Annotated in this window: 24 protein-coding genes and 2 pseudogenes; 4 read left to right on the forward strand and 22 right to left on the reverse strand. The window is 72.4% G+C overall.

Features of this window, described 5'->3' with window-relative positions:
* Positions 1-553: 553 nt before the first annotated feature.
* Positions 554-1,846: a tyrosine--tRNA ligase gene (tyrS, locus tag JM949_RS16875; RefSeq protein WP_203149421.1), complete on the reverse strand. Its 1,293-nt coding sequence runs from the start codon at positions 1,844-1,846 to the stop codon at positions 554-556.
* Positions 1,847-1,928: 82 nt separating this feature from the next.
* Between tyrS and JM949_RS16880 the strand changes: the two genes are divergently transcribed.
* Positions 1,929-2,336: a PaaI family thioesterase gene (locus JM949_RS16880; protein WP_203149422.1), complete on the forward strand. Its 408-nt coding sequence runs from the start codon at positions 1,929-1,931 to the stop codon at positions 2,334-2,336.
* Between the two features lie 21 nt (positions 2,337-2,357).
* On the opposite strand, the gene JM949_RS16885 is transcribed toward JM949_RS16880, so the two are convergent.
* The 3 genes from JM949_RS16885 to JM949_RS16895 all read right to left on the reverse strand — a co-directional run bounded on the left by JM949_RS16885 (position 2,358) and on the right by JM949_RS16895 (position 5,023).
* Positions 2,358-3,701, reverse strand: a complete 1,344-nt coding sequence (locus tag JM949_RS16885; RefSeq protein ID WP_203149401.1) for a hemolysin family protein — start codon at positions 3,699-3,701, stop codon at positions 2,358-2,360.
* A gap of 170 nt (positions 3,702-3,871) precedes the next feature.
* Complete coding sequence (locus JM949_RS16890) at positions 3,872-4,513, reverse strand: hypothetical protein (RefSeq protein WP_203149402.1); 642 nt, start codon at positions 4,511-4,513, stop codon at positions 3,872-3,874.
* A 9-nt stretch (positions 4,514-4,522) separates the two neighbouring features.
* On the reverse strand, positions 4,523-5,023 hold the full coding sequence (locus tag JM949_RS16895; protein WP_203149403.1) for a GNAT family N-acetyltransferase: 501 nt from the start codon (positions 5,021-5,023) through the stop codon (positions 4,523-4,525).
* A 133-nt stretch (positions 5,024-5,156) separates the two neighbouring features.
* Here JM949_RS16895 and JM949_RS16900 point away from each other — a divergent pair, with 133 nt between their 5' ends.
* A complete protein-coding gene (locus JM949_RS16900) occupies positions 5,157-6,035 on the forward strand; it encodes a universal stress protein (protein WP_203149404.1) in 879 nt (292 codons plus the stop codon).
* On the opposite strand, the gene JM949_RS16905 is transcribed toward JM949_RS16900, so the two are convergent.
* The 6 genes from JM949_RS16905 to JM949_RS16930 all read right to left on the reverse strand — a co-directional run bounded on the left by JM949_RS16905 (position 6,028) and on the right by JM949_RS16930 (position 10,558).
* On the reverse strand, positions 6,028-6,663 hold the full coding sequence (locus tag JM949_RS16905; RefSeq protein ID WP_203149405.1) for an FMN reductase: 636 nt from the start codon (positions 6,661-6,663) through the stop codon (positions 6,028-6,030). The two genes, JM949_RS16900 and JM949_RS16905, sit on opposite strands and share 8 nt — an antisense overlap.
* Positions 6,660-7,802, reverse strand: a complete 1,143-nt coding sequence (locus JM949_RS16910) for an LLM class flavin-dependent oxidoreductase (protein WP_203149406.1) — start codon at positions 7,800-7,802, stop codon at positions 6,660-6,662. The genes JM949_RS16905 and JM949_RS16910 overlap by 4 nt, the downstream gene beginning before the upstream one ends.
* 129 nt (positions 7,803-7,931) lie before the next feature.
* Positions 7,932-8,207: a ubiquitin-like small modifier protein 1 gene (locus JM949_RS16915; protein ID WP_203149407.1), complete on the reverse strand. Its 276-nt coding sequence runs from the start codon at positions 8,205-8,207 to the stop codon at positions 7,932-7,934.
* 2 nt (positions 8,208-8,209) lie between these two features.
* The gene (locus JM949_RS16920; protein ID WP_203149408.1) at positions 8,210-9,295 is read right to left on the reverse strand and encodes a WD40/YVTN/BNR-like repeat-containing protein; all 1,086 of its coding nucleotides are present in this window, start codon (positions 9,293-9,295) and stop codon (positions 8,210-8,212) included.
* 100 nt (positions 9,296-9,395) lie between these two features.
* The gene (locus tag JM949_RS16925) at positions 9,396-9,863 is read right to left on the reverse strand and encodes an NUDIX hydrolase (RefSeq protein WP_203149409.1); all 468 of its coding nucleotides are present in this window, start codon (positions 9,861-9,863) and stop codon (positions 9,396-9,398) included.
* Between the two features lie 68 nt (positions 9,864-9,931).
* A complete protein-coding gene (locus JM949_RS16930; protein WP_203149410.1) occupies positions 9,932-10,558 on the reverse strand; it encodes a DNA-3-methyladenine glycosylase in 627 nt (208 codons plus the stop codon).
* 98 nt (positions 10,559-10,656) lie between these two features.
* Between JM949_RS16930 and JM949_RS16935 the strand changes: the two genes are divergently transcribed.
* Both JM949_RS16935 and JM949_RS16940 read left to right on the forward strand, forming a co-directional pair.
* Positions 10,657-11,082, forward strand: coding sequence for a DNA-binding protein (locus JM949_RS16935; protein ID WP_203149411.1), 426 nt, complete (start codon positions 10,657-10,659; stop codon positions 11,080-11,082).
* 84 nt (positions 11,083-11,166) lie between these two features.
* On the forward strand, positions 11,167-11,520 hold the full coding sequence (locus JM949_RS16940) for an MmcQ/YjbR family DNA-binding protein (protein WP_203149412.1): 354 nt from the start codon (positions 11,167-11,169) through the stop codon (positions 11,518-11,520).
* Positions 11,521-11,737: 217 nt separating this feature from the next.
* Here the strand turns inward: JM949_RS16940 and argH are convergent, their stop codons facing one another.
* From argH to JM949_RS17000, 12 genes and pseudogenes are all read right to left on the reverse strand, one after another.
* Positions 11,738-13,039: an argininosuccinate lyase gene (gene argH, locus JM949_RS16945; RefSeq protein WP_407664777.1), complete on the reverse strand. Its 1,302-nt coding sequence runs from the start codon at positions 13,037-13,039 to the stop codon at positions 11,738-11,740.
* 67 nt (positions 13,040-13,106) lie between these two features.
* Positions 13,107-13,622: an arginine repressor gene (locus JM949_RS16950; RefSeq protein ID WP_203149413.1), complete on the reverse strand. Its 516-nt coding sequence runs from the start codon at positions 13,620-13,622 to the stop codon at positions 13,107-13,109.
* Positions 13,619-14,557, reverse strand: a complete 939-nt coding sequence (argF, locus tag JM949_RS16955; RefSeq protein WP_203149414.1) for an ornithine carbamoyltransferase — start codon at positions 14,555-14,557, stop codon at positions 13,619-13,621. The genes JM949_RS16950 and argF overlap by 4 nt, the downstream gene beginning before the upstream one ends.
* Positions 14,554-15,783: an acetylornithine transaminase gene (locus tag JM949_RS16960; protein WP_203149415.1), complete on the reverse strand. Its 1,230-nt coding sequence runs from the start codon at positions 15,781-15,783 to the stop codon at positions 14,554-14,556. The genes argF and JM949_RS16960 overlap by 4 nt, the downstream gene beginning before the upstream one ends.
* A complete protein-coding gene (gene argB, locus JM949_RS16965) occupies positions 15,780-16,685 on the reverse strand; it encodes an acetylglutamate kinase (protein WP_203149416.1) in 906 nt (301 codons plus the stop codon). The genes JM949_RS16960 and argB overlap by 4 nt, the downstream gene beginning before the upstream one ends.
* Positions 16,682-17,853, reverse strand: a pseudogene (gene argJ / locus JM949_RS16970) (bifunctional glutamate N-acetyltransferase/amino-acid acetyltransferase ArgJ). Before argJ ends, argB begins: the two are co-directional and overlap by 4 nt.
* A pseudogene (gene argC, locus JM949_RS16975) lies at positions 17,850-18,849 on the reverse strand (N-acetyl-gamma-glutamyl-phosphate reductase). The pseudogenes argJ and argC overlap by 4 nt, the downstream one beginning before the upstream one ends.
* Before the next feature lie 58 nt (positions 18,850-18,907).
* Entirely contained in the window at positions 18,908-20,020 is a 1,113-nt protein-coding gene (locus JM949_RS16980; RefSeq protein WP_203149417.1) for a hypothetical protein, read from the reverse strand.
* A complete protein-coding gene (locus JM949_RS16985; RefSeq protein ID WP_203149418.1) occupies positions 20,017-21,756 on the reverse strand; it encodes a hypothetical protein in 1,740 nt (579 codons plus the stop codon). The genes JM949_RS16980 and JM949_RS16985 overlap by 4 nt, the downstream gene beginning before the upstream one ends.
* Positions 21,753-23,870, reverse strand: a complete 2,118-nt coding sequence (locus JM949_RS16990) for an NB-ARC domain-containing protein (protein ID WP_238433320.1) — start codon at positions 23,868-23,870, stop codon at positions 21,753-21,755. Before JM949_RS16990 ends, JM949_RS16985 begins: the two co-directional genes overlap by 4 nt.
* A gap of 7 nt (positions 23,871-23,877) precedes the next feature.
* Positions 23,878-24,204, reverse strand: coding sequence for a hypothetical protein (locus JM949_RS16995; protein WP_203149420.1), 327 nt, complete (start codon positions 24,202-24,204; stop codon positions 23,878-23,880).
* A 216-nt stretch (positions 24,205-24,420) separates the two neighbouring features.
* A partial coding sequence (locus JM949_RS17000; protein ID WP_456320233.1) for a phenylalanine--tRNA ligase subunit beta-related protein occupies positions 24,421-24,927 on the reverse strand: 507 nt, incomplete at its 5' end.

Raw genomic sequence — 24,927 nt, forward strand, 5'->3', positions numbered from 1 at the left:
AATCATAATTGGCACTGGCTTTACAAGCACCCTGTTGAGTTCTCAAAGAACAACCACACACCGACCAGAAGCCCCACCACAGCGGAACCCCAACCGGGGCATTTCCGTACCGCGTCCCCACCGCTCTCAGCGCCAGGCACTTTTACTACGTTACCCGCTGGTTTCCGCCGTGTCAAACCGGTGTTTCGCGGTTCGTCGTGCTTTGTCCACTCCTGCGGGCACCATGTCTCGACCGGCTTGCGCCGCTCTCGTCACGGGGTTGGCAGGCCGGCCGCTGCGGTGTCCCGCACGCTCGCCCGGTGCCCTGCCGGTCGTTAACCTTACCCGGTCGGTTCCGCCGCACCAAATCCGCCTCGCGGCGAATCTTGGGGGCACCACCGGTACCGGCTCCAAGGAGTGCAACCCCTCCGACCCGGCGGTCATTCCCGCGCTCCGGCCTTCCAGGCTTTCGCCTGTTTCGTCCGTTCCGCGCTGGCAGAGAGAAAGTTACGCGTCCGGCGGGATGATCGTCAAATCCGCCGGACGCGTCCCCCGTCACATCGTCGACAGCCGGCTATTCAGCCAGCTCAACGCCCGCGAACGAGCGCTTCCCCCGGCGCAGCACCAGGTACCGACCATGCAACAGATCGGCCGGTGACACCCCGGCGTCCACAGCGGTCACCCGGTTGTTGTTGACGTAGGCGCCGCCCTCGGCGATCACCCGACGGGCCTCCTTGAGACCGGTCACCAGCCCGGAGTCCCGCAACAGACCCGCCACGTCGGGCAGTTCGCCGGTGAGACGCACCAGGCCGGCCTCGGTGAGCGCCGCGCGCAGGGTCTCCGGGGCCAGGTCGTCCAACGAACCCCGACCGAAGAGCGCCTGGCTGGCGGCGACCGCCTGCCGGGCCTCGTCGGGACCATGCACCAGGGCGGTCAGCTCCTCGGCGAGCGCCCGCTGCGCCAGTCGGGCGGCCGGCCGTTCCGCGGTCGCCTTGGCCAGCTCCTCCAGCTCGTCTCGGGTGCGGAAGCTGAAGTACCGCAGGTAGCGGTCGACCTCCCGGTCCTCCACGTTGAGCCAGAACTGGTAGAAGGCGTACGGGCTGGTCATCGTGGGGTCGAGCCAGACCGCGCCACCCTCGCTCTTGCCGAACTTCGTACCGTCGGACTTGGTAACCAGGGGCGTGGTGAACGCCTGCACCGGGCCCGCTCCCCGCCGGCGGACGTAGTCGACGCCGGCGGTGATGTTGCCCCACTGGTCGGAGCCACCGAACTGGAGCCGACAGCCGTGCCGGCGGTGCAGCTCGAAGAAGTCGTTCGCCTGCAACAGCTGGTAGCTGAACTCGGTGAAGCTGATGCCGGTCTCCAGGCGGGCCCGCACCACCTCCCGCGCCAACATCTTGTTCACCGGGAAGTGCTTGCCCACGTCGCGGAGGAACTCGACGATCGACAGCTCGCCGGTCCAGTCCAGGTTGTTGACCAGCTGCGCCGCGTTGTCGCCGGTGTACGACACGAAGGGCGCGAGCTGCGCACGGATCCCCTCGACCCAGCCGGCGATCACCTCGGTCGGGTTGAGTGCCCGCTCGGCGCTCTCCTTGGGATCACCGATCTGCCCGGTCGCCCCGCCGACCAGCAGCAACGGGCGGTGGCCGGCGAGTTGCAGCCGGCGGGCCATCAGAACCTGCATGAGGTTGCCGACGTGCAGGCTCGGCGCGGTGGGGTCGAAGCCCACGTAGTAGGTGGCGGGATTCCCACCGTCGAGCAGCTCGCGCAGCTCGTCGAGGCCGGTCGAGTCCTGAATCAGGCCACGCCAGAGCAGGTCGTCGGTCAGGGAGTCCCGCCCGGGCGGCGGGGGGCTGCTGTCGGTCACGGTCACCGATTCTCCCCCATCGCCGGCACCGACCCGTACCGGGTTTGGCGCAAGCTGCCCCGGCTAGGCTTGCCCGCCGTTGATCGAGGAGGGGTTCGCCGTGGAGATTCCGGACTTGACGGGTGGTTTCGCCGCCCTGCTCGGCCTCACGTTCGAGGAGGCGACCGCCGACCGGGTGGTCATTCGCTGGCAGGTCCGGCCGGAGCTGCACCAGCCGTTCGGCCTCCTGCACGGCGGCGTGTACTGCGCGGTGGTGGAGACCGCGGCCAGCGTCGGCGGCGCCTTCTGGTTGGCCGACCGGGGCACGGTGGTCGGGGTGTCGAATCAGACCGACTTCCTGCGGGCCGTCCGGGACGGCGAGCTGACCGCGGTCGGCACGCCGGTGCACCGGGGCCGTAGCCAGCAGCTCTGGCAGGTGGAGATCACCGATGCCGGCGAGCGGCTGGTCGCCCGGGGCCAGGTGCGGTTGCAGAACCTGACCCGCGACTGACCGGCCGCCCCCCGGGACGGGTCAGCTGCGGGCCTCGTCCAGCACCGGCTCGGCGTCCGTGTCGCTGTCGGTGGCGGCGTCCGCTTCGGGCTCGTCGGGAACGCGGCTGAGCCGTACCTCGGTGATGGCCCGGTGGTCGATGTCGGCGACGACCAGCACCCAGCCGTCGAGCGTGACGTCCTCCCCGGCGACGGTGGGGATGTGCCCGAGCCGGGCCAGCACCAGCCCGGCGACGGTGGTGTAGTCACCGGCCGGGCGCGACGGCAGTTCGACGCCGATGTCCGGAAGGTCGTGCACCGGGAACGTGCCGGGCAGCAGCAGCGCGCCATCGGCGTCGCGGCGCACCGAGTACCCGTCCCGGTCGGTCTCGTCGTAGATCTCGCCGACGATCTCCTCCAGGATGTCCTCCAGCGTCACGATGCCGTCGACGGCGCCGCGCTCGTCGACGACGAGCGCGATGTGCTGGCGCTCCGCCTTGAACTGGCGCAGCGCCTCCACCACCGGCAGCGAGTCGGGCAGCAGCATCGGCGGCCGGGCGATCTCGTCGACCGGGCGGTCGTCGGGCACCCCCACCAGGTCGCGCAGGTGGATCACCCCGGCCGTGTCGTCCAGGCCGCCGTGGCGCACCACCGGAGCCCGGGAGTGCCCGGTGGCGGCCAGCACCAACCGCGCCGCCTCCGCGGTGGTTCCGCTGTCGAGCGTGAAGACCTGCAACCGGGGTACGAGGACAGCCCGCAACCGCCGGTCGGCGATCTCCACCGCGCCCGCGATGATGGTGCGCTGCTCCTTGGTGAAGCCGTGGTTGCCGGCGACGATGTCGCGCAGCTCGTCCGGGCCGATCTCCTCCGGCTCGTGCTTCGGGTTGAGCCCGACCAGGCGGACGACCAGGTCGCTGGTGGCGCCGAGCGCCCAGACGGCCGGGCGGGTGAGGCTGGCGAGCAGGTCGAGCGGGCGGGCCACCAGCAGCGCCCACCGCTCGGCGGCCTGCATGGCGATCCGTTTGGGCGCCAACTCGCCGAAGACCAGGGTGACGAAGGTCAGCGCGAGGGTGACGATCACGATCGCCACCGTCTCGGCGGCACCCCCGAACATCCCGAGCAGCGGCACGAGGGGTTTGGCCAGGGAGACCGCCGCGGCGGCGGAGGCCAGGAAACCGGCGAGGGTGATGCCGATCTGGATGGTGGCCAGGAAGCGGTTCGGGTCCTTGGCGAGTCGGGCCAGCACCCGCCCGCCTCGACTGGTGCGTTCCAACCGTTGGATCTGGCTGTCCCGCAGTGACACCAGCGCCATCTCACTGCCGGCGAAGAGCGCGTTGATCACGACCAGGATTCCGACCAGGGCCAGTTGGCTCCCGTAGCTCTGCACGCCCGGTTCGCTCCCTCTGCGGTGGTGACGCCGGTTGGTACGCGCGGCGCCCGCCGGTCGGCGAGCCCGCCCGGCATAGGCGTGTCTTTGCCCCGTCCGGCGCCGGCCGAATCCTGCCCCGTCGACGCCGGGTCAGGTCGTCGGTCGGTGCGAACCGGACGCCGGTGCCGCTACCGGGGATCGGTGGCCGGGGTGGCCGGCAGGTCGAGGACGTACGAGTCGCCCTCCGGGCGGAAGCCGAGGCGGTGGTAGTAGGGGGCGACCATCCGGGGCGGGCTGACCACCCGGTGGAAGCCGCGTTCGGTGAACAGGTGACTACGCCGGTAGACGAACTCGCCCGGGGTGAGGTCCCGGAATTTCGGTGTCACGTAGTCCAGGTCGATCTGGGCTACGCCACGCGCCTCGGCGTGCGACAACACCACCCCGACCACCTCGTCGGCGGTGACCACCAGGAACGCGGAGCGCCCCGACGCGTCCGGGTCCCAGTGGAAGCCGGGGTTGAACCGGGCGATGTCGGTGGCGTGCACCCGCAGGGTGTGTGCGAGGAACTGGTCGCCGACGCCGACCTCCACCACCTGGTAGGTCTTCTCGTCGTGACGGGTGGCGAGCATCCCGCGCAGATACCAGATGTTGATCGCCGCGAGCACGAGGTTGAGGCCGACCATCGGCCAGACCTCGATCGCGGCGTTGTAGCCGATCAGCACGACACTGCCGATGAGGTTGAGCGCGCGCAACCGCAGGACGCGCGACTGCAACAGCGACCAGACCAGCACCGCGGAGCCGGCCCAGCCGACCAGATCCAACCAGTTCACTCCGCGAGACTAGTGCCCGCCCAGGTCAGGGCCGTCGGCGGCCAGCTCCAGCAGCCACTCCTCGACCTCCGCCCCCCGGCCGTTGGCGTACCCCGAGTCTTCCCCGACCACCACGAAGCCGCACTTGCGGAGCACCGCGAGGGAGGCGGCGTTGTCCTTGGCGGCGCGGGCGTGCACCGGCCGGGGCAGCTCGCGCAGCAGGGCGGCGAGGCCCGCGGTGGCGTGACCGCGGCCCCAGCGGGCCCTGTCGATCCAGTAGCTGACCTCGGTCTGCTCCCCGACCGGGAAGGCGGTGACGTAGCCGACCACCGCGCCGGCAACCTCGATCGTGCGGACCCGGTTCGCCGGATCGGCCAGCACCCGGGCCCAGTGCTGGGCGAACTCGCGGTGGTCGGCGGGGTCCTTGGGGCCGAAGGCCGCCATCCGGTTGGCCTCCGGGTCCTGCTGGTGCAGGAAGAACTCCACGAGGTCGTCCTCACGGACCGGACGCAGCCGCAGCTCTGGGGTCATCGGGCGATGGTACGCAGCCGGGCCGACCGGGACGGGGGCGCGCGGTTCGGGGTCGACACCCGGAGCCGGCGCGTCCGGCCACGTCGGGGCGGTCACCCGGTCGACAATGACCTGACCGACCCAGGGGGCACGAATGAACCGACCTGTCGTGGTGGGCGTCGACGGATCGCCGGCCAGTCTCGTCGCCGCCGAGCACGCCGCGCGGGCCGCACTGCTGCGGTCCCGGCCGCTGCTGCTGGTGCACGGCTACCTGCATCCGTTCGGCTACGGCGTGCCGCTCAACCCGTACGAACTCGGGGTGCCGGTGCCCTCCGAGCAGGCGCAGAAGATGTTGGAGCGGACGGCGGCCGACCTGACCGACAGGTGGCCCGGCCTCGTCGCCGAGGTACGTCAGATTGCCGGCGGCCCGGGCGCCACCCTGGTGGAGGAGTCCCGCCGGGCGGAGTTGGTCGTGGTGGGCAGTCGCGGGTTGGGCGGCTTCGCCGGGCTGCTGCTCGGTTCGGTCGGCGCCCAGGTGGCCGCGCACGCGCGGTGCCCGGTGCTGGTCATCCGCCCGGACGAGCAACCGATCCCGGTGGACGCCCCGGTGTTGGTCGGCGTCGACGGGTCCGAGTCGTCCCGGCTCGCTGTGGGCTACGGGGCCGACGAGGCGGCGCTGCGGGACGTGCCGCTGGTGCTGACCCACGTGGGCCCGTCGGACGCAGGTCGACCGGTGCCGGAGGAGATCGAGGAGTCGCAGGCCGCGTACCAGGCCGAGGCGGTGCGGCTGTTGGCCGACGCCTCCATGGCGGCCCGCTCGGCCTACCCGGACCTGGTGGTGCGGGAGCATCCGGTCCGGGCGGCCGGCGCGGCCCAGGGGCTCATCGAGGCCAGCGGCACGGCGTCGCTGCTGGTCGTGGGCACCCGGGGCCGGGCCGGATTCGCCGGTCTGCTGCTCGGGTCGGTCAGTCAGGCGGCGATCCAGCACGCGCACTGCCCGGTGCTGGTCGCCCACCCGTACCCGGTCAACTGACCGGCGCGTCGTCTCCTCGGCCGAGCATCTGCAGGAAGTCGGTGGTGAGGGCGAACGGGTCGGCGGGGCCGCCGGTCGGCGGCCGACGCTCGATCTGGTCGGCCAACTCGGCGGCGGCGCGCCGGATCCGACCGCGCAACGCGCCGTCGGCGGTGCCGTCGGACCAGTCCTCCGGGGCGGCGAAGACCGCCGTCGGGACCACCACCGACCGCAGGTACGCGAACATCGGGCGGACCGCGTGCTCCAGCGCCAGCGAGTGCCGGGCGGTGCCGCCGGTGGCCCCGATCAGCACCGGCCGGTCGACCAGCGACTCCTTGTCCAACACGTCGAAGAAGGACTTGAAGAGCCCGTTGTAGGAGGCGCTGAAGATCGGGGTGACGGCGATCAGGCCGTCCGCGCCGGTCACCGTGTCGACGACCTCGCGCAGCGCCGCCGGCGCGAACCCGGTGAGCATGTTGTTGACCACGTCGTGGGCGTACTCCCGCAGGTCGACGACGTGCAGCCGCACCTCGGAGTCGCGCCTGACCAGCTCGTCGCGGGTGGCCGCGGCGAGCTGGTCGGCGAGCAGCCGGGTCGACGAGGGCTGGCTCAGCCCCGCCGAGACCACGGCCAGGCTGCGCTGGGTCATCGGGTGGCCCCCTCCGGCGCCTTGCCCGTCACGTCGTCGACGGCGTGCACGGTGCTGTCCTTGGCGCCGCCGGCGGCGGCGACCAGCGAGGCGTGGGTGGGCGCCTCCGGCACGTGCGCCGGGCGCAGCGCGGCGAACTCCTTGCGCAGCACCGGCACGACCTCCTCGCCGAGCAGGTCGAGCTGCTCGAGCACCGTCTTCAGGGGCAGGCCCGCGTGGTCCATCAGGAACAGCTGCCGCTGGTAGTCGCCGACGTACTCCCGGAAGCCGAGGGTGCGGTCGATGACCTGCTGCGGGCTGCCCACGGTCAGCGGGGTCTCCCGGGTGAACTCCTCCAGCGACGGCCCGTGCCCGTAGACCGGGGCGTTGTCGAAGTACGGACGGAACTCCCGGACCGCGTCCTGCGAGTTGCGGCGCATGAACACCTGCCCGCCGAGGCCGACGATGGCCTGGTCGGCGCTGCCGTGGCCGTAGTGCGCGTACCGCTGGCGGTAGAGCGCGATCATCCGCTGGGTGTGCTCCTTGGGCCAGAAGATGTGGTTGGCGAAGAAGCCGTCGCCGTAGTACGCGGCCTGCTCGGCGATCTCCGGGCTGCGGATCGAGCCGTGCCAGACGAACGGGGGCACGCCGTCGAGCGGGCGCGGCGTCGAGGTGAACGACTGCAACGGGGTGCGGTACTTGCCCTTCCAGTCGACCACGTCCTCGCGCCACAGTCGGTGCAGCAGGTCGTAGTTCTCGATGGCCAGCGGGATGCCGGCGCGGATGTCCTTGCCGAACCACGGATACACCGGGCCGGTGTTGCCACGACCCATCATGAGGTCCACCCGGCCGTCGGAGAGGTGCTGGAGCATCGCGTAGTCCTCGGCGATCTTCACCGGGTCGTTGGTGGTGATCAGCGTGGTGGCGGTGGACAGCAGCAGCCGCTCGGTGCGCGCGGCGATGTGGCCGAGCATGGTCGTCGGCGACGACGGCACGAACGGCGGGTTGTGGTGCTCGCCGGTGGCGAAGACGTCCAGGCCGACCTCCTCGGCCTTCAACGCGATCGCGACCATCGCCTTGATCCGCTCATGCTCGGTCGGCTCCCGACCGGTGGTCGGATCGACCGTGACGTCACCGACGGTGAAGACTCCGAACTGCATGACCAGCTCCTCGCGTGTCAACCGGGTGCCGTCGTGGTACCCGGACGCAGCCCACAACTTATTTGACGAGTCAACTATTCCGTCGTCGGTACGCCCCGCAGTGGCGCCGGTCACCTCCCGGCCTGTCGCTCAGCCGCCCGCCACCGATGGCAACACCTGCACCTCGGCACCGTCGCCGACCGGCATCGCCAGACCGCCGGAGTGCCGGCAGTCCTCCCCGTCGACGAAGACGTTGACGTAGCGGCGCAGCTCGCCGCGCTCGTCGCGGAGCCGCCGGGACAGCCGGGGATGCTGGGCGGCCAGCTCGTCGAGGACCGCGCGTAGCGTCCCCGCGGCGTCGACGCTCAGCCGACTCGCCCCACCGGCCTCGCCGCGCAGCGGACCGGGCAGCAACACGGTGACCATGCTCAGACCACCGCGGCCCGAACGCAGAGCACGTCGGGCAGGTGCGCCGCCACCACTGACCACGAGTCGCCCTCGTCCCGGCTGGCGAACACCGAACCGGAGCGGGTGCCGAAGTAGACCCCGCCGGGGGTCGCGTCGTCGGCGCACATCGCGTCACGCAGCACCGCTGGGTAGAACGGGCCCTCGGGCAGCCCCACCGACAGCGGCTCCCACTTGCCGCCGCCGTCGGCGGACCGGAACACCCGGCAGCGGTGGTCGGTCGGGAACCGCTCGCCGTCGGCCACCAGCGGGAAGGTCCACACCGTGCCGCCCCGCGCCGGGTGGGCCACCATCGGGAAGCCGAAGTCGCTGGGTAGCCCGTCGGCGATCGACGACCAGGTGCGGCCGTCGTCGTCGGAGCGGTAGACGCCGTGGTGGTTCTGCGCGTACAGCCGCTCGGGGTTGCCGGCGTCGCGGGCGACCTTGTGCACGCACTGGCCGAACTCGGGCCACTCGTCCGGCATGAAGTAGGCGCGGATGCCGGTGTTACCCGGTGCCCAGCTCGCCCCGGAGTCCTCCGAGCGGTAGACCCCGCCGGTGGACATGGCGACCAGCAGCCGAGCCGGATCGCGCGGGTGGGGCAGCACGGTGTGCACGGCCTGACCGCCGAACCCGGCCTCCCACTGCGGGCGGTGCGGATGGTCCCAGAGCGCCCGGACCAGCTCGAAGCTGCGGCCACCGTCGGTGGATTTGAACAGCGCCGACGGCTCGGTGCCGGCCCAGATCACGTCCGGCTCCTCCGGGCCGGCCGGCATCAACTGCCAGACCCGCCCGAGGGACACGCCGGTGTCGGCCGGGAACGCGACCGGTGCCTGGTCGGGCTCGTCCCAGGAGGCACCGAGGTCGTCGCTGGTGGCGACGCTCGGCCCGAAGTGTGAGCTGGTCATGCCGGCGAGCAGCCGCGGGGTGGGTCGACGGGTGTCGATCGCGACCGCGTAGACGCCGGTCATCGGGAAGTGCGGACCGGTGATCTCCCAGCTGCGCCGGTCGTCGGCGCTGGTGGCGAGAAACAAACCCTTGGCGGTGCCGATCGCGAGCAGCGTTGTCATGGAACCCTCCATACCGTCGGTGAGCAGGTGCGGTGATTATGGCCACACCCTCCGACAGGTTCCGCGAGGCACACGCCCGCAAAGGCGCTACCGACCCCGCTCAGTGCTGGATGAGGCCGCCGACCGGGACCGGGGCGACATGGCCCGTCGGCGGGCAGGTCCGCGCCAGGGTGAGGCCGACATCGACCACCGCCGACCGGCGCAGTCGGGTCACGTCCGGCAACGGGGTCCAGACCGACTCGGCGGTCTCGCCGTTCGCCTCGGAGCGGAGCACCCCGCCGACGACGCGGACGCCGTAGAAGATGCCGACGTTCTGGTGCTCGACGCCGAACCGCGCCTCGGCGGCGGGGATCACCCTCGAGTCCACGCCCAACAGCCGCTCGACCAACGCCTGGTAGCCGGTCTCCTCGGCGACCTCCCGGATCACCGCGTCGAACGGGTCCTCCGCGTGCTCGACCTCGCCACCGGGCAGGGTCCAGTGCGTCTCGCCGGTCGGTGTCACGTAGTGAACGAGAAGGACCCGCTCACCCTTGATACACACGGCGTACGCCGCCAGCCGGAAACTCACCCCACACCTCCGGGCGGACCTTATCCCAGTGCCATATTTCGACAGTGTCCGATCTTGACTCGACCAAACTATCGATTGGGCACTGGCGCGGTCCGGCGGCGCGGCGTGTGCCGTCGATAGGTGCTCACGGTGGCGTCGCCGGTGATCCAGAAGCGCCAGGGCACCTCGTGCGCGGCGGCCACCCCGACCCTGGGGCCGGCGGAGATGGCTGTTCTCGGGACCGGCCGGGTCGGCGGGGTCAGCAGCAGCGGCCCGGTCCCGTCGAGCACGGACGTCCCGTTGGCGGACGCGGTGACGCCGAGCGCGACCACCAGTCTCGCGGGCCCCCGAGCGAGGTCACGGTCGGGCACCGTCCCGCCCCGGCGTTCGCGGGCGGTGTCCACGCCGTCGACGACCTCGCCGGCGCGCAGCAGGACGGCGGAAGCCTCTCCCTCGGCGCCGCACACGATGTTCAGACACCAGTGCACGCCGAACACGAAGTAGGTGTAGGCGTGCCCGGCCGGGCCGAACATCACCCGGGTGCGGGGCGTCGGACCCCGGTGGGCGTGCGAGGCCGGATCCTCCCCGGTGCCCGCGTACGCCTCGACCTCGGTCAGCCTGATCCGGACGCCGTTGGCCGCGATCTCCCAACCCAGCAGGGTCTGCGCCGTCTTGGGCACCTGGTCGGCGGGGGCGTGCAGCCATGAGTAGTCCACCGGTACAGGAAACGTCGGGGAAGCGGAAACGACAACTCGACACTGTCGATTTTCAACGACTTGTTGACAACAGGGAGTTGAGGGTGTGTGCTCGGGGTATGACGACGGACGATCCGTTCACCGCTCCACATCCGGCCCGCGCCCGCGCCCACCGCACCCACGAGGCGCTGCAACGCATCAGCGAGCGGCACGCCGGCACCGACAGCCAGCGGGGGCGCTGGGCCCACCCGTACGTGCTGGACCCGTGGGAGGCGGTGGCCCTGGTCACCGCGCTAGCCGCCGGCGGAGCCGAGCGCGAGCCCACCGAGGAACCGGTCGACGCCGGCGACCTCACCGCCGCGCTGACCCTGCTGCCACACGTCCGCGCCGAGCTGGACGCCCTCGAGGCCGGGCTGTTGACGCTGGCCCGCGACCGGGGGCTGACCTGGCAGGCGATCGCGTACGGGCTGGGCCTGGGCAGCGCGCAGGCCGCCCGGCAGCGCTACGAGCGGGTCGCCGCCCGCTCGTCCGAGCAGACCGCCTGATCGGCGCCGGGCCGCCCGGATCGGCACGGCGCACGTGCGACGGCGGTCGGGCGGGCACACTGTGCGCACGACGAGGAGGCACCCATGGAGCGCGCGGAGATGTTGGCGTACTGCCTGGCCAAGCCGGGAGCGTGGCTGGACCGGCCGTGGGAGGGCGACGAGGTGGTCAAGGTGGGCAGCCGGATCTTCGCGTTCCTCGGCAGCGGCGGGGGCCGGCCGACGGTCGGCATCAAGTGCGGGCCGACCCGCGAGGTGGCCGACGAGTGGCTGCACCGGCACCCCGACGACGCCAGCGTGATGGCCTACATCGGCCGGTCCGGGTGGAACACGCTGCACCTGGACGGCGGGATCGACGACGAGGAGCTGACCGAGGCGGTCGACGCGTCGTACGACATGGTGGTGGCGAAGCTCCCGAAGCGGGAGCGCCCGACGGCCTGAACCGGCCGGCGCGCCGGCGGCGAGCGCCGACGCGCCGGCACGGTCAGCGCGGAACGACAGGTTCGGCGGCCCACTCCCGCCAGCTGACCGAGCCGGTCCGCCGCGGCGGCGAGCTGGTCGGCGACCGGGCCGGGGCCGGTGGAACCGGGGGTGGTCCGGGCCGCGAGAGCCGAACGGACCGAGAGCACGTCGCGCACCGACGGGTCGAGGTACTCGCTCACCGCGGCCAGGTCCTCGTCGGAGACCTCCTCCAGCTCACATTCCCGGCCGCGCAGAGCGCCACCAGCCGGCCGGTGATCTCGTGCGCGTCCCGGAACGGCACGTTGCGCCGGACCAGCCAGTCGGCGACCTCGGTGGCGAGGGAGAAGCCGACCGGGGCGGCGGCGACGAGCCGGTCGACCCGGACCGTCATCGTGGAGATCATCCCGGCCAGGGCCGGGAGCAGCAGCTCCAGGGTGTCGACCGCGTCGAAGGCCGGCTCCTTGTCCTCCTGCATGTCCCGGTCATAGGTCATCGGCAGACCCTTGAGCATGGTGAGCACGGTCATCAGCCCGCCGACCAACCGGCCGGACTTGCCCCGGGCCAACTCGGCGATGTCCGCGTTCTTCTTCTGCGGCATGATCGACGAGCCGGTGGCGAACGAGTCGTCCAGCTCCACCCAGCCGAACTCGTGCGAGGTCCAGAGCACCACCTCCTCACCGAGCCGGGACAGGTGCACCCCGATCATGGCGGTGGCGAAGAGGAACTCCGCGACGAAATCCCGGTCGGCGACGGCGTCCATCGAGTTGGCGAACGACGTCCGGAAGCCCAGTTCCTTGGCCACGGCCACCGGGTCCAGCGGGAGCCCGGACCCGGCGAGGGCGCCCGCGCCGAGCGGGCTGACCGCCGCCCGGTGGTCCCAGTCGCGCAGCCGCTCCAGGTCGCGCAGCAACGGCTGCACGTGGGCGAGCAGCCAGTGCCCGAAGGTGACCGGCTGGGCGTGCTGGAGGTGGGTCATGCCGGGCGCGGCGGTGTCGACGTGCCGCTCGGCCTGCTCGACCAGCGCGTCCGCCAGCTCGACCAGGCGACTGGCCACGCCCCGGGCGTGGTCGCGCAGGTAGAGCCGCAGGTCGGTGGCGACCTGGTCGTTGCGGGACCGACCGGCGCGCAACTTGCCGCCGAGGCTGCCGAGCCGCTCCAACAGCCCGCGCTCCAGCGCGGTGTGCACGTCCTCGTCGTCGACGGTCGGGCGGAACGCTCCGGAGGCGCAGGCGGCCTCCAGGTCGTCCAGGGCGGCCAGGATCCGGCCCAACTCCTCCGGGTCGAGCAGGCCGGCGCCGGCCAGCACCCGGGCGTGCGCCCGGGAACCGGCGATGTCGTACGGGGCCAGGCGCCAGTCGAACTGCACGCTCACCGACAGTCGGGCGAGCGCCTCGGCGGGGCCGCCGGCGAACCGGCCACCCCAGAGGCTCGTCCGGTTGGTGGCGGCGCTGTTCTCGGTCAGGCTCTTGTCGTCCACGCCGCCCATTGTGGCGGTCACCGTCGGGCACCGCCCAGCCGGGCGGCGGCCGACGCGGTGGCGACGGACGCGGGGTCGACCTGCTCGGTCATGGTGTGCTGTTCCCTTCCACGGTGTCCACCCGGCGAGCCCAGCCGGCGAGCTTGTTGCCGAGCGCGGTCCCCCCGGCGGGGTCGCGGGCCACGACCAGGATGGTGTCGTCCCCGGCGATGGTGCCGACGATCTCGGGCAGGCCCGCCCGGTCCAACGCGCTGGCCAGGTACTGGGCCGCGCCCGGCGGCGTCCGCAGCACGGCGATGTTGCCGCTGGAGTCGACCCCGTTGAGCAGCTCGTGCAGCAGCCGCACCAGTCGGGCCGGCGCGGCCTCGGCGTCGCGCAACGGCCGCTGGCCGTCCTCGGGGATCACGTAGACCGCCGGACCGTCGCCGCCGCGCACCTTGACCGCGCCCAACTCCTCCAGATCCCGCGAGAGGGTGGCCTGGGTGACGCCGACGCCGTCGGCGGCGAGCAGGTCGGCCAGCTCGGTCTGCGACCGGATCGCCGTGCCACGGATCAGCTCCAAGATCCGGGCGTGCCGGGCCGCGCGGGTCAGCGGCGCGCTCACCGTCGCTCCCCGGCCGCCGTGTCCAGCAGGAAGGCCAGCAGCGCCTTCTGCGCGTGCAACCGGTTCTCCGCCTGGTCGAAGACCGCGCTCTGCGGGCCGTCGAGCACCTCGTCGGTGATCTCCTCGCCCCGGTGCGCCGGCAGGCAGTGCAGCACTATCGCGTCCGGCGCGGCCTGGCCGAGCAGCTCCTTGTTGACCTGGTACGGCAGGAACGGGGTGACCCGGTCCAACCCGTCGGACTCCTGACCCATCGACGTCCAGGTGTCGGTCGCGATCACGTCGGCGTCGCGGACCGCCTGAGCCGGGTCGATCAGCACCCGCACCGACCCGCCGGTGTCGGCGGCGATCCGGGCCGCGCGGTCCAGCACGGCCTCGTCCGGCGCGAACCCGACCGGGCCGGCGACCCGGACGTGCATGCCGGCCACCGCCCCGGCCAGCAGGTACGAATGCGCCATGTTGTTCGCGCCGTCCCCCACGTACGCCAGGGTGCGGCCGGCGGTCCCGCCACACCGTTCCCGGACGGTCAGCAGGTCGGCCAGCAGTTGGCACGGGTGGAAGCCGTCGGTGAGCGCGTTGACCACCGGCACTGTGGCACCCGACGCCACCTCGGCGATCCGGTCGTCACCGTGGGTGCGCAGCACGATCGCCGCGACGTAGCGGGACAGCACCCGCCCCGCGTCGGCCAGCGACTCACCGCGGCCGAAGTGGGTGACCTGGGTGTCCACGACCAGGGGGTGCCCGCCCAACTCGGCGATCCCCGCGTCGAAGGAGATCCGGGTCCGCAGGCTCTGCTTGTCGAAGAGCACCGCCACCGAGCGGGGGCCGGCGAGCGGCCGGTGGCCGAACCGGTCGGCCTTCATCCGCGCCGCCAGGTCGAGGATCGTCGACTGCTCGGCGGGGGTGAGGTCGTCGTCGCGCAGGAAGTGCCGGGTCATCGAGTCGTCCCCATCGAGGTGGTCTGGGTGGCGGGTTCGGTCGCCGTGCCGGCCGCCGCCGGCGCGGTCGCGTCGAGCGCGGCGGGCAACGCCGCGAGGAAGGCGTCCACCTGGGCGGCGGTGAGGATCAGCGGCGGGGCCAGTCGGAGCACACCCGGCTGCACCGGGTTGACCAGGAAGCCGGCCTCCCGCAGGGCCTCGGCCAGCACCGGCGCCACCGGGGCGGTGAGCGCCACGCCGAGCAGCAGCCCGGCACCGCGTACCCCGGCGATCAGCGGGTGGCCCAGCGCCTCGATGCCGCGACGCAACCGTTCCCCGACCCGCTTGACGTTGTCGAGCAGGCCCTCGTTGGCGATGGTCGCCACCACGGCGAGCGCCGCCGCGCAGCTGACCGGGTTGCCGCCGAAGGTGGTGCCGTGTGAGCCGGGGGTGAGCAGCTCCGCCGCGGCGCCGAAGGCCACCGTGGCACCGATGGGCAGCCCGCCGCCCAGCCCCTTGGCCAGGGTGACCACGTCCGGTTCCACGCCCTCGGCCTGGTGGGCGAACCAGTGCCCGGTGCGTCCGATGCCGGTCTGCACCTCGTCGAGGACCAGCAGCGCGCCGTGCCGGGCGGTGATCCGCCGGGCCGCGGTGAGGTAACCGGCCGGCGGCACGAGCACACCGTTCTCACCCTGGATGGGCTCCAGGATCACCATGGCGGTGGCGTCGGAGACGGCCGCGTCGAGGGCCGCGACGTCGCCGTAGTCGACGTGGGTCACCTCGCCGGGCAGCGGCCGGAACGGGTCGGCCTTGGCCGGCTGGCCGGTCAGGGCGAGGGCGCCCATGGTGCGGCCGTGGAAGCCGCCATGGGTGGCCACCACGTGCCGGCGGCCGGTGAGCCGGGACAGTTTGAACGCCGCCTCGTTCGCCTCCGCGCCCGAGTTGGCGAAGAAGACCCGGCCGGGGCGGCCGGCGAGCGCCAACAGCAGCTCGGCCAGCGCGACCGGCGGCTCGGCGACGTAGAGGTTGGAGACGTGCCCGAGGGTCGCGACCTGCTTCGACACCGCCGCCACCACGGCCGGATGGGCGTGCCCGAGGGCGTTCACCGCGATGCCGCCGACCAGGTCGAGGTATTCCCGGCCGGCCTCGTCGACCACGACGGCCCCGGCGCCGGCGACCAACGCCAGCGGCGGCGTGCCGTAGTTGTCCATCATGGACTGACCCCAACGCTGCGCCAACGTGCTCACGACCCGACCATCCCGTCTCCCGGCACCACCATCGTTCCGAACCCTTCCGAGGTGAACACCTCGAGCAACGTGGAGTGCGCCACCCGACCGTCGACGACGTGCGCGGCCGGCACTCCCTGACGCACCGCCCGCAGGCAGGCCTCCATCTTGGGCACCATCCCCGACTCGAGGCTGGGCAGCAGCTTGGCCAGGTCGTCCGCGGTGATCTCGGAGACCAGGCTGGTGGTGTCCGGCCAGTCGGCGTACAGGCCGGCCACGTCGGTGAGCACGACCAGCTTCCGGGCCCGCAACGCGATGGCCAGCGCCGCGGCGGCGGTGTCCGCGTTGAGGTTGTGCAGCACCCCCTCCGCGTCCGGAGCCACCGTGGAGATCACCGGAATCCGGCCGGCCTCGATCAGGTCGGTCACCGCGGACACGTCGACCGACTCGACGTCCCCGACCTGGCCGACGTCGACCGGCAGCCCGTCCACGTACGCCGGGCGGCGCACCGCGGTGAAGAGCCGGGCGTCCTCGCCGGAGAGACCGACGGCGTACGGACCGTGCGAGTTGATCAACCCGACCAACTCCCGGCCCACCTGCCCGACCAGCACCATCCGGACCACGTCCATCGCCTCGGCGGTGGTCACCCGCAGACCACCCCGGAACTCGCTGGCGATGCCGAGCCGACCCAGCATGGCGGAGATCTGCGGGCCGCCGCCGTGCACCACCACGGGCTTGAGGCCGGCATAACGCAGGAAAACCATGTCGGCCGCGAAGGCCCGCTGCAACTCCGCGTCGGTCATCGCGTTGCCGCCGTACTTGACCACCACGGTGGAGCCGGAGAAGCGCGCCAACCAGGGCAACGCCTCGATCAGCGTCTCCGCCTTGGCCTGGGCGCGGGCCAGGTCGCTGCTGAGGCTCATGTGGAGTACGCCGAGTTCTCGTGCACGTACGCGTGGGACAGGTCGTTGGTCCAGATCGTCGCGGCCGCCGCGCCCGCGTGCAGGTCGATCCGGATCGTCACGTCCCGCCCGGTCAGGTCCACCTTCGAACGGTCCTCGGCGGCGGCCCCGCCCCGGCACACCCACACCCCGTTGACCGCCACGTCCACCTCGTCCGGCTCGAACGCGGCGGCGGTCGTGCCGACGGCGGCGAGGATCCGCCCCCAGTTGGGGTCGTTGCCGAACAGCGCCGTCTTCACCAGGTTGTTGCGGGCCACCGTGCGACCCACCTCGACCGCCTCGTCCTCGGTGGCGCGCCGACCACGTCGATGGCGATCTGCTTGGTGGCGCCCTCGGCGTCGGCCACCAACTGCTGGGCCAGGTCGTGACAGGCGGCGGTGACCGCGGCGGCCAGCTCGGCCGGCGTCGGCTCGATCCCACTCGCGCCGCTGGCCAGCAGCAACACGGTGTCGTTGGTGGACATGCAACCGTCGGAGTCGACCCGGTCGAAGCTGACCCTGGTGGCCGCCCGCAACGCCTCGTCCAACATCGCCGGCCCGGCCACCGCGTCGGTGGTGAGCACGCAGAGCATGGTGGCCATGCCCGGCGCGAGCATCCCGGCGCCCTTGGCCATGCCACCGACCGACCAGCCGCTGCCCCGCGCCACAGTCGTCTTCGGCCGGGTGTCCGTTGTCATGATCGCCTCGGCGGCGGCCGGGCCGCCGTCCCGGGACAGCCCCCGGATCGCCGAGCGGACCCCGCGCAGCAGCTTCGGCATTGGCAGCCGCTCACCGATCAGACCTGTCGAGCAGACCGCTACCTCACCGGCGCCGAGAAGCAGCCGTGGGCTGACCGAGGTCAGCGCGGCGGCGGTGTGCTCGGCGGTGGCGTGCGTGTCCTGGAAGCCGGCCGGGCCGGTGCAGGCGTTCGCCCCACCGGAGTTGAGCACCACCGCACGGACCACACCGCCCTGCACCACCTGCTGCGTCCAGAGCACCGGCGCGGCCTTGACCCGGTTGGTGGTGAAGACACCGGCCACGCCGGCATCGGGACCGTCGTTGACCACCAGGGCGACGTCCGCGCCACCGCTGGCCTTGAGACCGGCGGCCACGCCGGCCGCCCGGAATCCCCGGGGGGTGGTGACACTCACGGGGCAACCCCCCACATCGACAGGCCCGTCGTCTCCGGCAGGCCGAGCATCAGGTTGGCGTTCTGGACGGCCTGACCGGCGGCGCCCTTGCCCAGGTTGTCCAACGCGCTGAGCACGATCAGACGACCGGAGTCGACGTCGACGGTGGCCTGGAGGTGACACGAGTTGGAGCCCAGCGTCGCGGCGGTGTGCGGCCATCGGCCCTCCGCCAGCACATGCACGAACGGCGCGTCCGCGTACGCCCGCGCCAGCACCTGCTGCGGGTCGACGCCGCGCACCGGCGTCGCGGTGACAGTGGCCAGGATGCCGCGCGGCATCGGCGCCAGGACCGGGGTGAACGACAGGCCGGTCGCGCCGGTGGCCTGCTTGATCTCCGGTACGTGCTGGTGGGTGCCGACCCGGTACGGCGACAGGTCACCCATCACCTCGCTGGCCAGCAGGTGCGGCTTGGCCGCCCGTCCCGCGCCGGAGGTGCCGGAGGCGGCGACCACCACCACGTCGGCGGGGCTGGCCGCGCCCTCGGCGATCAGCGGCGCGAGCGCCAGGGTGATCGCGGCGGCGTAGCAGCCGGTGTTGGCCACCCGGGTCGAGCCCGCGATCAGCTCACGCTGGCCGGGCAGCTCGGGCAGGCCGTAGGTCCACTGCCCGGCGTGCGTGCCACCGTAGTACTGCGCCCAGGCGTACGGGTCGTCAGCCGGTGGTCCGCGCCGAGGTCGACGATCCGCACCTCGGCCGGGAGCTGAGCCGCGAGGGCCGCCGACTGGCCGTGCGGCAGGGCGAGGAAGACCAGGTCCGCGTCGGCCAGGCTGCTCGGATCGGTCTCGCGAGCACCAGGTCGAGCCCGGTCAGCTGCGGGTGCACCACGTCGACGCGGTGCCCGGCCCGGCTGTGCGCGGTGGCGGCGACCAGGTCGAACTCCGGGTGCCCGGCGACTAGGCGCAGCAGCTCACCTCCGGCGTAGCCGCTCGCACCGGCGACCGCGACTCGGATCCCCATACTCACCTCCGCATGACTATGCAACGAAGGCTAGCAGCAAGAGCCGCCGACTGCAATTTTATGTGGAGCACTGCATGAATGTGCGCCCACCGTCGACTTGGGGGTATCGGTCGAAGAAGTACGGCAACCAGCGCTGACAGAACGCGCCGAACGGCCGGACGGCCGGGCAGACCCGCCTGCTCAGCCCGGACAGGGAGACCGTGTCCCGGCTGTCGGTCCGGTGGAAGAGGCCGATCGTGACGCTGAAGACGCCACGTCGCACCGCCGCGAGGACACCGTCGGCCAAAATGCCCCCGTCCAGCGCGTCGACGGTGGCCGCCCGCCTGATCAACTCACCAGCCACGGCCGGCAGCACGTTGTGGCCGATGACCGTGATCAGTTTCGGGTTCGGCGCGAGGTCGATGCCGGACGACGAGTAGCCCGACCGGTTGACGAAGGCCTCGCTGAACGGCAGGAGGATCTTCGCCGTGCCCCAGGCATCGGCCAGCTCCGACGCCGATCGCGACACCTCGGAGACCAGGTACAGCTGGGTGGCGAGGATGGCGTACCGGACTCGCGGACTCCCGGCCAGCACCTGGGCGATCCGGAATTCCTCGGCGCTGAAGCAGAGTCGGGCCAGCAGGTACACGCGAGCCAACTCGCGCGCCTCGGTGGTCGTCAGCAGGGCGCTCTCCCCCGACGGCGGCGCGTCCGGGCCACCCCGGCACGCCTGGCCGAGATCCGGCCAGCGCATCGACAACTCGCTCATGACGGTCCGGCACGCCTCGGCATGGGATCGGCCCCGCCGAAGCGCGAGCCGATCGATGCGGCGGAGCAGGTGCGCGGCCGGCGAGCCCGGGGTGATCTCCGCGCGCAGGCGGGCCAGCGCGGCCGACAGGCTCCGGCCCGCCGTCAGCCGGAAGTAGCCGTCGAGGGTGTCCAGGTCCGCCGCGCCGAAGTGCACCGCCACCGGCTTCGCGGTCTCGACCCGTTGCCAGTAGTACGCGCTCAGCGCTGCGGGATCCGCCAGGAGCGCGCCGAGTTCACCCGACTCCGGCGAGGGTTCCCCCGGCGGCAGCACCCGCCGCACCAGTGCGCGCACGAAGTAGTCGTTGCGCGCGGTCACCTCGGCGGAGGCGGCCTGGAACCAGACCTCGGACGCGAGCTTGGTGGTCTGTCGCTCCTCGTTCACCGACTCGAGATAGGTGTCGAGCTTGGCCGCTCCGGGTGGGCCGCGCGGCGCTCGTCCGGCGCGGGCACCGCCAGCCGGGCGTACATCGCGAACAGTCTGGTGGTGATCTCGCGGCCCTGCTCGCCCAGGTCGAAGAGGTCATCGGCCAACGCCGCGCCGAGGGCGGCGAAGACACAACCGGTGACCAGTGACCCCTCGTCCGGGATGTCGGTGGCCACCCGGCACAGGTCGACGATGAAGCGCCGCAGGGACCGCGCGGCCACGGCCGCCTCGGTCGATCCCCAGACCGGGCCGACGGGCCGGGACGCGACCGCCGCCGACGTGAGCCGGTCCAGCGCGACCAGCCCGGAGTGCAGTTCCCCGGCGAGTTCGCCGACCGGCCGGGGCGGTGGCGCGGCGGCCGCTCGGAGGACGGCTTCCAGGTCGTACCGCGCAACGGTGTCCCGGATGTGCTCCGCCGTCATCTCCCGGATCACGATCCGGGCCCGCTTACGCACCTCCTCCCGCAGGTCGACGTAGAGCGGCATGTTCAGGGCGCCCTGCAGGTCGTACTGCATCCGCAGCACGAGTCGGCGCAGGACGGACGCGTCGTCGACGGCCGCGGCGAGGGTGGCGCGACGAAGCCGGTCGAGCGACACGCCCGCGCTCTGCCGCTCGTACCAGGCGCGAAGCCTCTCGTCGCGAAGGAGATGGCGGTCGGGGTCGACCACGAGGCCGGGCCGGGACGCGGCCGCCCTGAGCGCCGCGAGGAGCCGGGGCAGCTCGCCGGCGAGCAACTCCAGGAAGGGTCGCCCGTCCCCGCCGCCCAGCAGGAACCGGTCGAGAGCCGACCCGGGGACGTCGCCGACGCCGAGGAAGCCGGTGCCCTCGTCGGTCCGGTGGAACGCCGCCATGATCGCGCTGCGGGGCCCACCCGCGGCCGTGCGGTAGCGGTGGTGGACCAACCGGCTCGCGGCGAAGATCGTGTGGCACGGCGCCGCCAGGTCCTGGAGGTGGACGACTCGCGGGCGGCCGTCGTCGAAGAAGCGGGCCTGGGCGGCGAGCGCCTCGTCCACCCGGTCCCGGGTGGGAAAGATGCAGCTGTCCTCGTCGCTCCACACGTTGCCGTCGTCGTCCAGGTAGCACTGCCGCAGGAGCCGGTTGGTGCGGGGCAGGTAGGTGAGTCCCTGGCCGGAAGGCCCTCGGCCGCTGCCCATCGTCCAGGTGACGATCACCTTGAACTCGTCCATGAAGGGGCTGTTGTCGACGTGCAGGGTGTTGTCCCGCGCCACGACGTCGACCGGCTGGGTGTCCTTGGCCCGCAGGTCGATGATCTTCACCGGCCCGCCGAGAGCGTGCGCGACGAGCGCGACCAGCAACGGATGGGCGAAGGCCTCCCGGAACCCGGGGATGTCGATCAGGGAGCCCGCGTCCGCGACGTTCAGGTAGCTGTGCAGCGAACCACGACTGCCCCTGGTGTCGATCGCCCGGTCGTACGCCCGCCGCGCGGGATCGAACCGCTCGGACGGGACGAGCCCGGCGAAGCTGAGCGCACCCTCGGCCGCGAGGTCAGCGCTCAGGGACGCGAAGCTGCTCCGCAGGAGCGTGCCGTCCGCCTCGTCACGGCACGCACGGGCGATCAGCGCGGCCAGCTCGTGGCGGAACCTGGTGGCGTCCCGTTCCCGGCGGAGTTGCCGGTACGACGAGGGGCTGGCCACCTCGTGCGCCGGGACGAGCGGAGCATACCGAGGACTCATGGCGCCGGGGTCCCGACCACGAGCGTCGACTGGGTCAGATCCGGATAGTGCTCGAGGCGGGCCAGCGCCCGCCGGACCTCCGCCACGGCGCTCGCGTTCCCGTTCCGACCGTACGCGTCGTCGAGCTGGCCGAGGATCGTCCGGACGGAACGAAAGTTCCCGAGGGTCTCCTCGATCCGCCAGGCGCGCTCCAACCAGGTGCAGCCCGCGTCGAGGTCACCGGATGCCAGGGCGGTCGCGCCGAGGAGGCGCAGGGCCAGCGCCCGACCGAAGTCGCTGCCCCGCTCCTCGCACATGGCGAGGCTACGCAGGCCGAGCGCGCTGGCCCACGAATGGTGGCCCGCCGCGTTCAGGGCGCGGGCCGCGTCGTACAGGCCACGGGCCTCGCGGACGACGTTGTCGCTGCCGCGTGACTCCCGGGCCGCCCGCAGCCCCCAGCGCAGCGCGTCCCGGTGGTCGCCCGAGCGGAGGGCGAGTTCCGCCATGGCGTGCTGCGCCGATGCCCGGCCGGAGTCGTCGCCCGCCGCCTCGTCCAGCGCCATGGAGGCAAGAAGCTGCTCCTTCGCCGACTCGAGCTGACCGACATCCGCCAGAGCCCGCCCCAGGGCGCGTCGGGACAGCGCCTCCATCGCCGGGTCACCGGCGACGGCCGCCGCGACGGCCTCCCGCTGGATGGTGAGCGTCCTCGTGATGTCCTGGCGCCAGTAGAGGAACGTGTTGACGGCGCGCGCGAAGCGGGTGATGAAGGCGACGTCGTCGCCCGCCCAGGCGTCCCGGATGAGGTGGGTCATCGCCGGGGTGATCGACTCGAACCAGGAGAGGGCCTCGGCCACGGTCAAGCTGGCGGACCCGATGACCGCCAGCAGTTCCCGGTCCACCGCCAGCGAGCTTCGGTGGGGATCGATGGCACGGTCGGCGGCGTAGCTCATCGCCAGGTAGACGGTCCGGATGCGGCGCGCGGTCCGCTCCCGTTCGGCGTGCTCCAGCGCCTGCGGCAGCGTCTCGGCGAGGTAGGCCTTCATGATGTCGTGGAAGCGGTACCGGCCGGGGCTGATCTCGTCGACGAGGGACGCCAGGCACAGGGCCTGAAGACGTCGGTCGCAGGCCCGCCTGGACTGGTCGAGGACGAGGCACAACACCGCGACGGAGAATTCGTTGCTGGGCAGCATGGACGCGACGTAGAGGACATTCGTCGTGGCGTCGTCGAGGTCGTCGAGCGACCAGGAGATGACGCGTCCGACCTCGATGCCCAGGCCGGCGTCGTCGAGGAAGCGAAGCGGGCTGGTCTCCTCCTCGATGCCCCGCGCGGCGTCGCTGATCGTCCAGCTGGTCTGGATGGCGAGCTTCGCCGAGACGATCGCCAACGCCAACGGGTGCCCCTCCAGAAGCTGCACGATGCGTTTGGCGGCGGTCTCCTCCCGTTCGACGCGGACGAACCCGACCCGTTCGGCGATCAGCTCCACACCCTCGTCGAGGGTCAGCAGCGGAAGCTTGAGGACCCGGGCGTCGTGCCGGACACTCATCTCGGGTACCGCGCGGCGGCTGGTGACCACCAGCACCGACCCGAGGCCCGGCACGAGGTCGCGGACCTGCTCGTAGGAGCCCACGTTGTCCACGATGACGAGGCACCGTCGACCAGCGGTGACGGCCCGGAAGATGCCGCCCCACTCCGCCTCGTTGTCGGGCAGGTCGGAGCGGTTGATCCCCAGGCTCGCCAGGAAGCTGCGCAGGGCGTCCCGCGCCTCGATCCGCGGCGTGCCGGAGTACGCGCACATGTCGACGAAGAACTGCCCGTCGGGGTAGTCGGCGATCCGCGAGCTGGCCCACGCCAGGGCGAGGGTGGTCTTCCCCGAGCCGGCCAGGCCCCAGAGCATGCAGCAGCGCGAGCCCGGCCCGGTCAGCGCCTCGTCCATCTCCCCGAGCAGGTGGTGCCGGCCCACGATCCGGCCGATGCTGCCCGGCAGCATGTGTGGTGGCTCGGGGGCGCGCGCCACCGTTCGCGGCTGCTCGACGTAGATTGCCCCGGACGAGCCGACCTGGACGACCTGGTGTGCCGACAGGCCCTCGGCCACGTTGTGCGACGAGCTTCCGGAGATGGGCTCCATGGCGGTCATCTCTCGGCTACATCGTGATGTCGCCGACGCGCTGGGCCTGCACCAGTTTGCCCACGTTGCTCGAAGCCACCACGTTCGTGGTGCCGATGGACGTCGACTGGTGCCGGAGCTCCCGCAGGAACTCCGGGTCCTCGGCCGCGCAGTCGCGCAGCAGCGCGCGCAGGGTCGCCAGGTCGTCCGCCGAGGCGTCGCCCCGGGCGGCCCGGTCCAGGGATTCGAGCGCAGCCCCCGGCTCGTCCCGACGGACGAACCGCCGCCGGATCAGGTCGACGAGTGCCGCCCCGGACCCCTCAGCGATCTTGACGAGCACCCCGGAGACGATTGCCTCGATCATGCGCTGCTCCCTGCCGTGGAGGCCGTGCGAACGGTATCGACGCTCACCTTCGCGAGGCAAAGGCTACCGACTCGGGTCGACCTCGGAAAGCTCCCAACGGGGCAGCCCGACGGGCAGGCCGGTACGGCGTGTCGGATGTTCGACACGCCGGGTGGGCCGCCCCGGAATGACGACGGCCCCGGTACCCGTGGCGGGTACCGGGGCGTCCCTTCCGCGTCAGGCGCCGCGCAGGGCGGCGCCGAGCCGCTCCGCCGCGACGGCGACCGCCGCGTCCCGTGCCGCGACCGCCTCCTCGACGGTCAGCGTCCGGTCCGGCGCCCGGAAGGTCAGCTTGTACGCCAGCGACCGGCGACCCTCGCCGAGCTGCGCGCCGGAGTACACATCGAACAGTCGGACGTCCTCCAGCAGCTCACCGGCGCCGGCCTCCAACGCCCGGCGTACCTGCTCCGCCGGCACCGAGTCGTCCACCACCAGGGCCACGTCGATAAGCGCCGGCGGGAAGCCGGAGACCGTCGGCGCGGGCGTCACCGGGGTGGGCGGCAGCGCGTCGAGGTCCACCTCCATCGCGCTGGTACGGCGCGGCAGCTCCAGCGCCGCCACCACCGTCGGGTGCAGCTCACCGGCGTGCCCGACGACCGAGCCGTCGACCCGCAGCTCGGCGCAGCGCCCCGGGTGCCACGGGGCGCACTCGGCCGCCCGTACCTCGACCCGGTCGCCCGTGAC

The organism is Micromonospora tarensis, from assembly GCF_016803395.1.
In the GTDB taxonomy this organism is placed as follows: domain Bacteria; phylum Actinomycetota; class Actinomycetes; order Mycobacteriales; family Micromonosporaceae; genus Micromonospora; species Micromonospora tarensis.

Coding starts and splice junctions, on each gene's coding strand:
- JM949_RS16995 (WP_203149420.1), bottom strand. CDS start 24,204: ATGATCGAGGCAATCGTCTCCGGGGTGCTCGTCAAGATCGCTGAGGGG.
- JM949_RS16920 (WP_203149408.1), bottom strand. CDS start 9,295: ATGACAACGCTGCTCGCGATCGGCACCGCCAAGGGTTTGTTTCTCGCC.
- JM949_RS16895 (WP_203149403.1), bottom strand. CDS start 5,023: ATGACCCCAGAGCTGCGGCTGCGTCCGGTCCGTGAGGACGACCTCGTG.
- argF (WP_203149414.1), bottom strand. CDS start 14,557: ATGACCCGGCACTTCCTGCGCGACGACGACCTCACCCCCGCCGAGCAG.
- JM949_RS16915 (WP_203149407.1), bottom strand. CDS start 8,207: ATGGTCACCGTGTTGCTGCCCGGTCCGCTGCGCGGCGAGGCCGGTGGG.
- JM949_RS16935 (WP_203149411.1), top strand. CDS start 10,657: ATGACGACGGACGATCCGTTCACCGCTCCACATCCGGCCCGCGCCCGC.
- JM949_RS16905 (WP_203149405.1), bottom strand. CDS start 6,663: ATGACCCAGCGCAGCCTGGCCGTGGTCTCGGCGGGGCTGAGCCAGCCC.
- JM949_RS16990 (WP_238433320.1), bottom strand. CDS start 23,870: ATGACCGCCATGGAGCCCATCTCCGGAAGCTCGTCGCACAACGTGGCC.
- argB (WP_203149416.1), bottom strand. CDS start 16,685: ATGAGCCTCAGCAGCGACCTGGCCCGCGCCCAGGCCAAGGCGGAGACG.
- JM949_RS16900 (WP_203149404.1), top strand. CDS start 5,157: ATGAACCGACCTGTCGTGGTGGGCGTCGACGGATCGCCGGCCAGTCTC.
- JM949_RS16940 (WP_203149412.1), top strand. CDS start 11,167: ATGGAGCGCGCGGAGATGTTGGCGTACTGCCTGGCCAAGCCGGGAGCG.
- JM949_RS16910 (WP_203149406.1), bottom strand. CDS start 7,802: ATGCAGTTCGGAGTCTTCACCGTCGGTGACGTCACGGTCGATCCGACC.
- JM949_RS16985 (WP_203149418.1), bottom strand. CDS start 21,756: ATGAGTCCTCGGTATGCTCCGCTCGTCCCGGCGCACGAGGTGGCCAGC.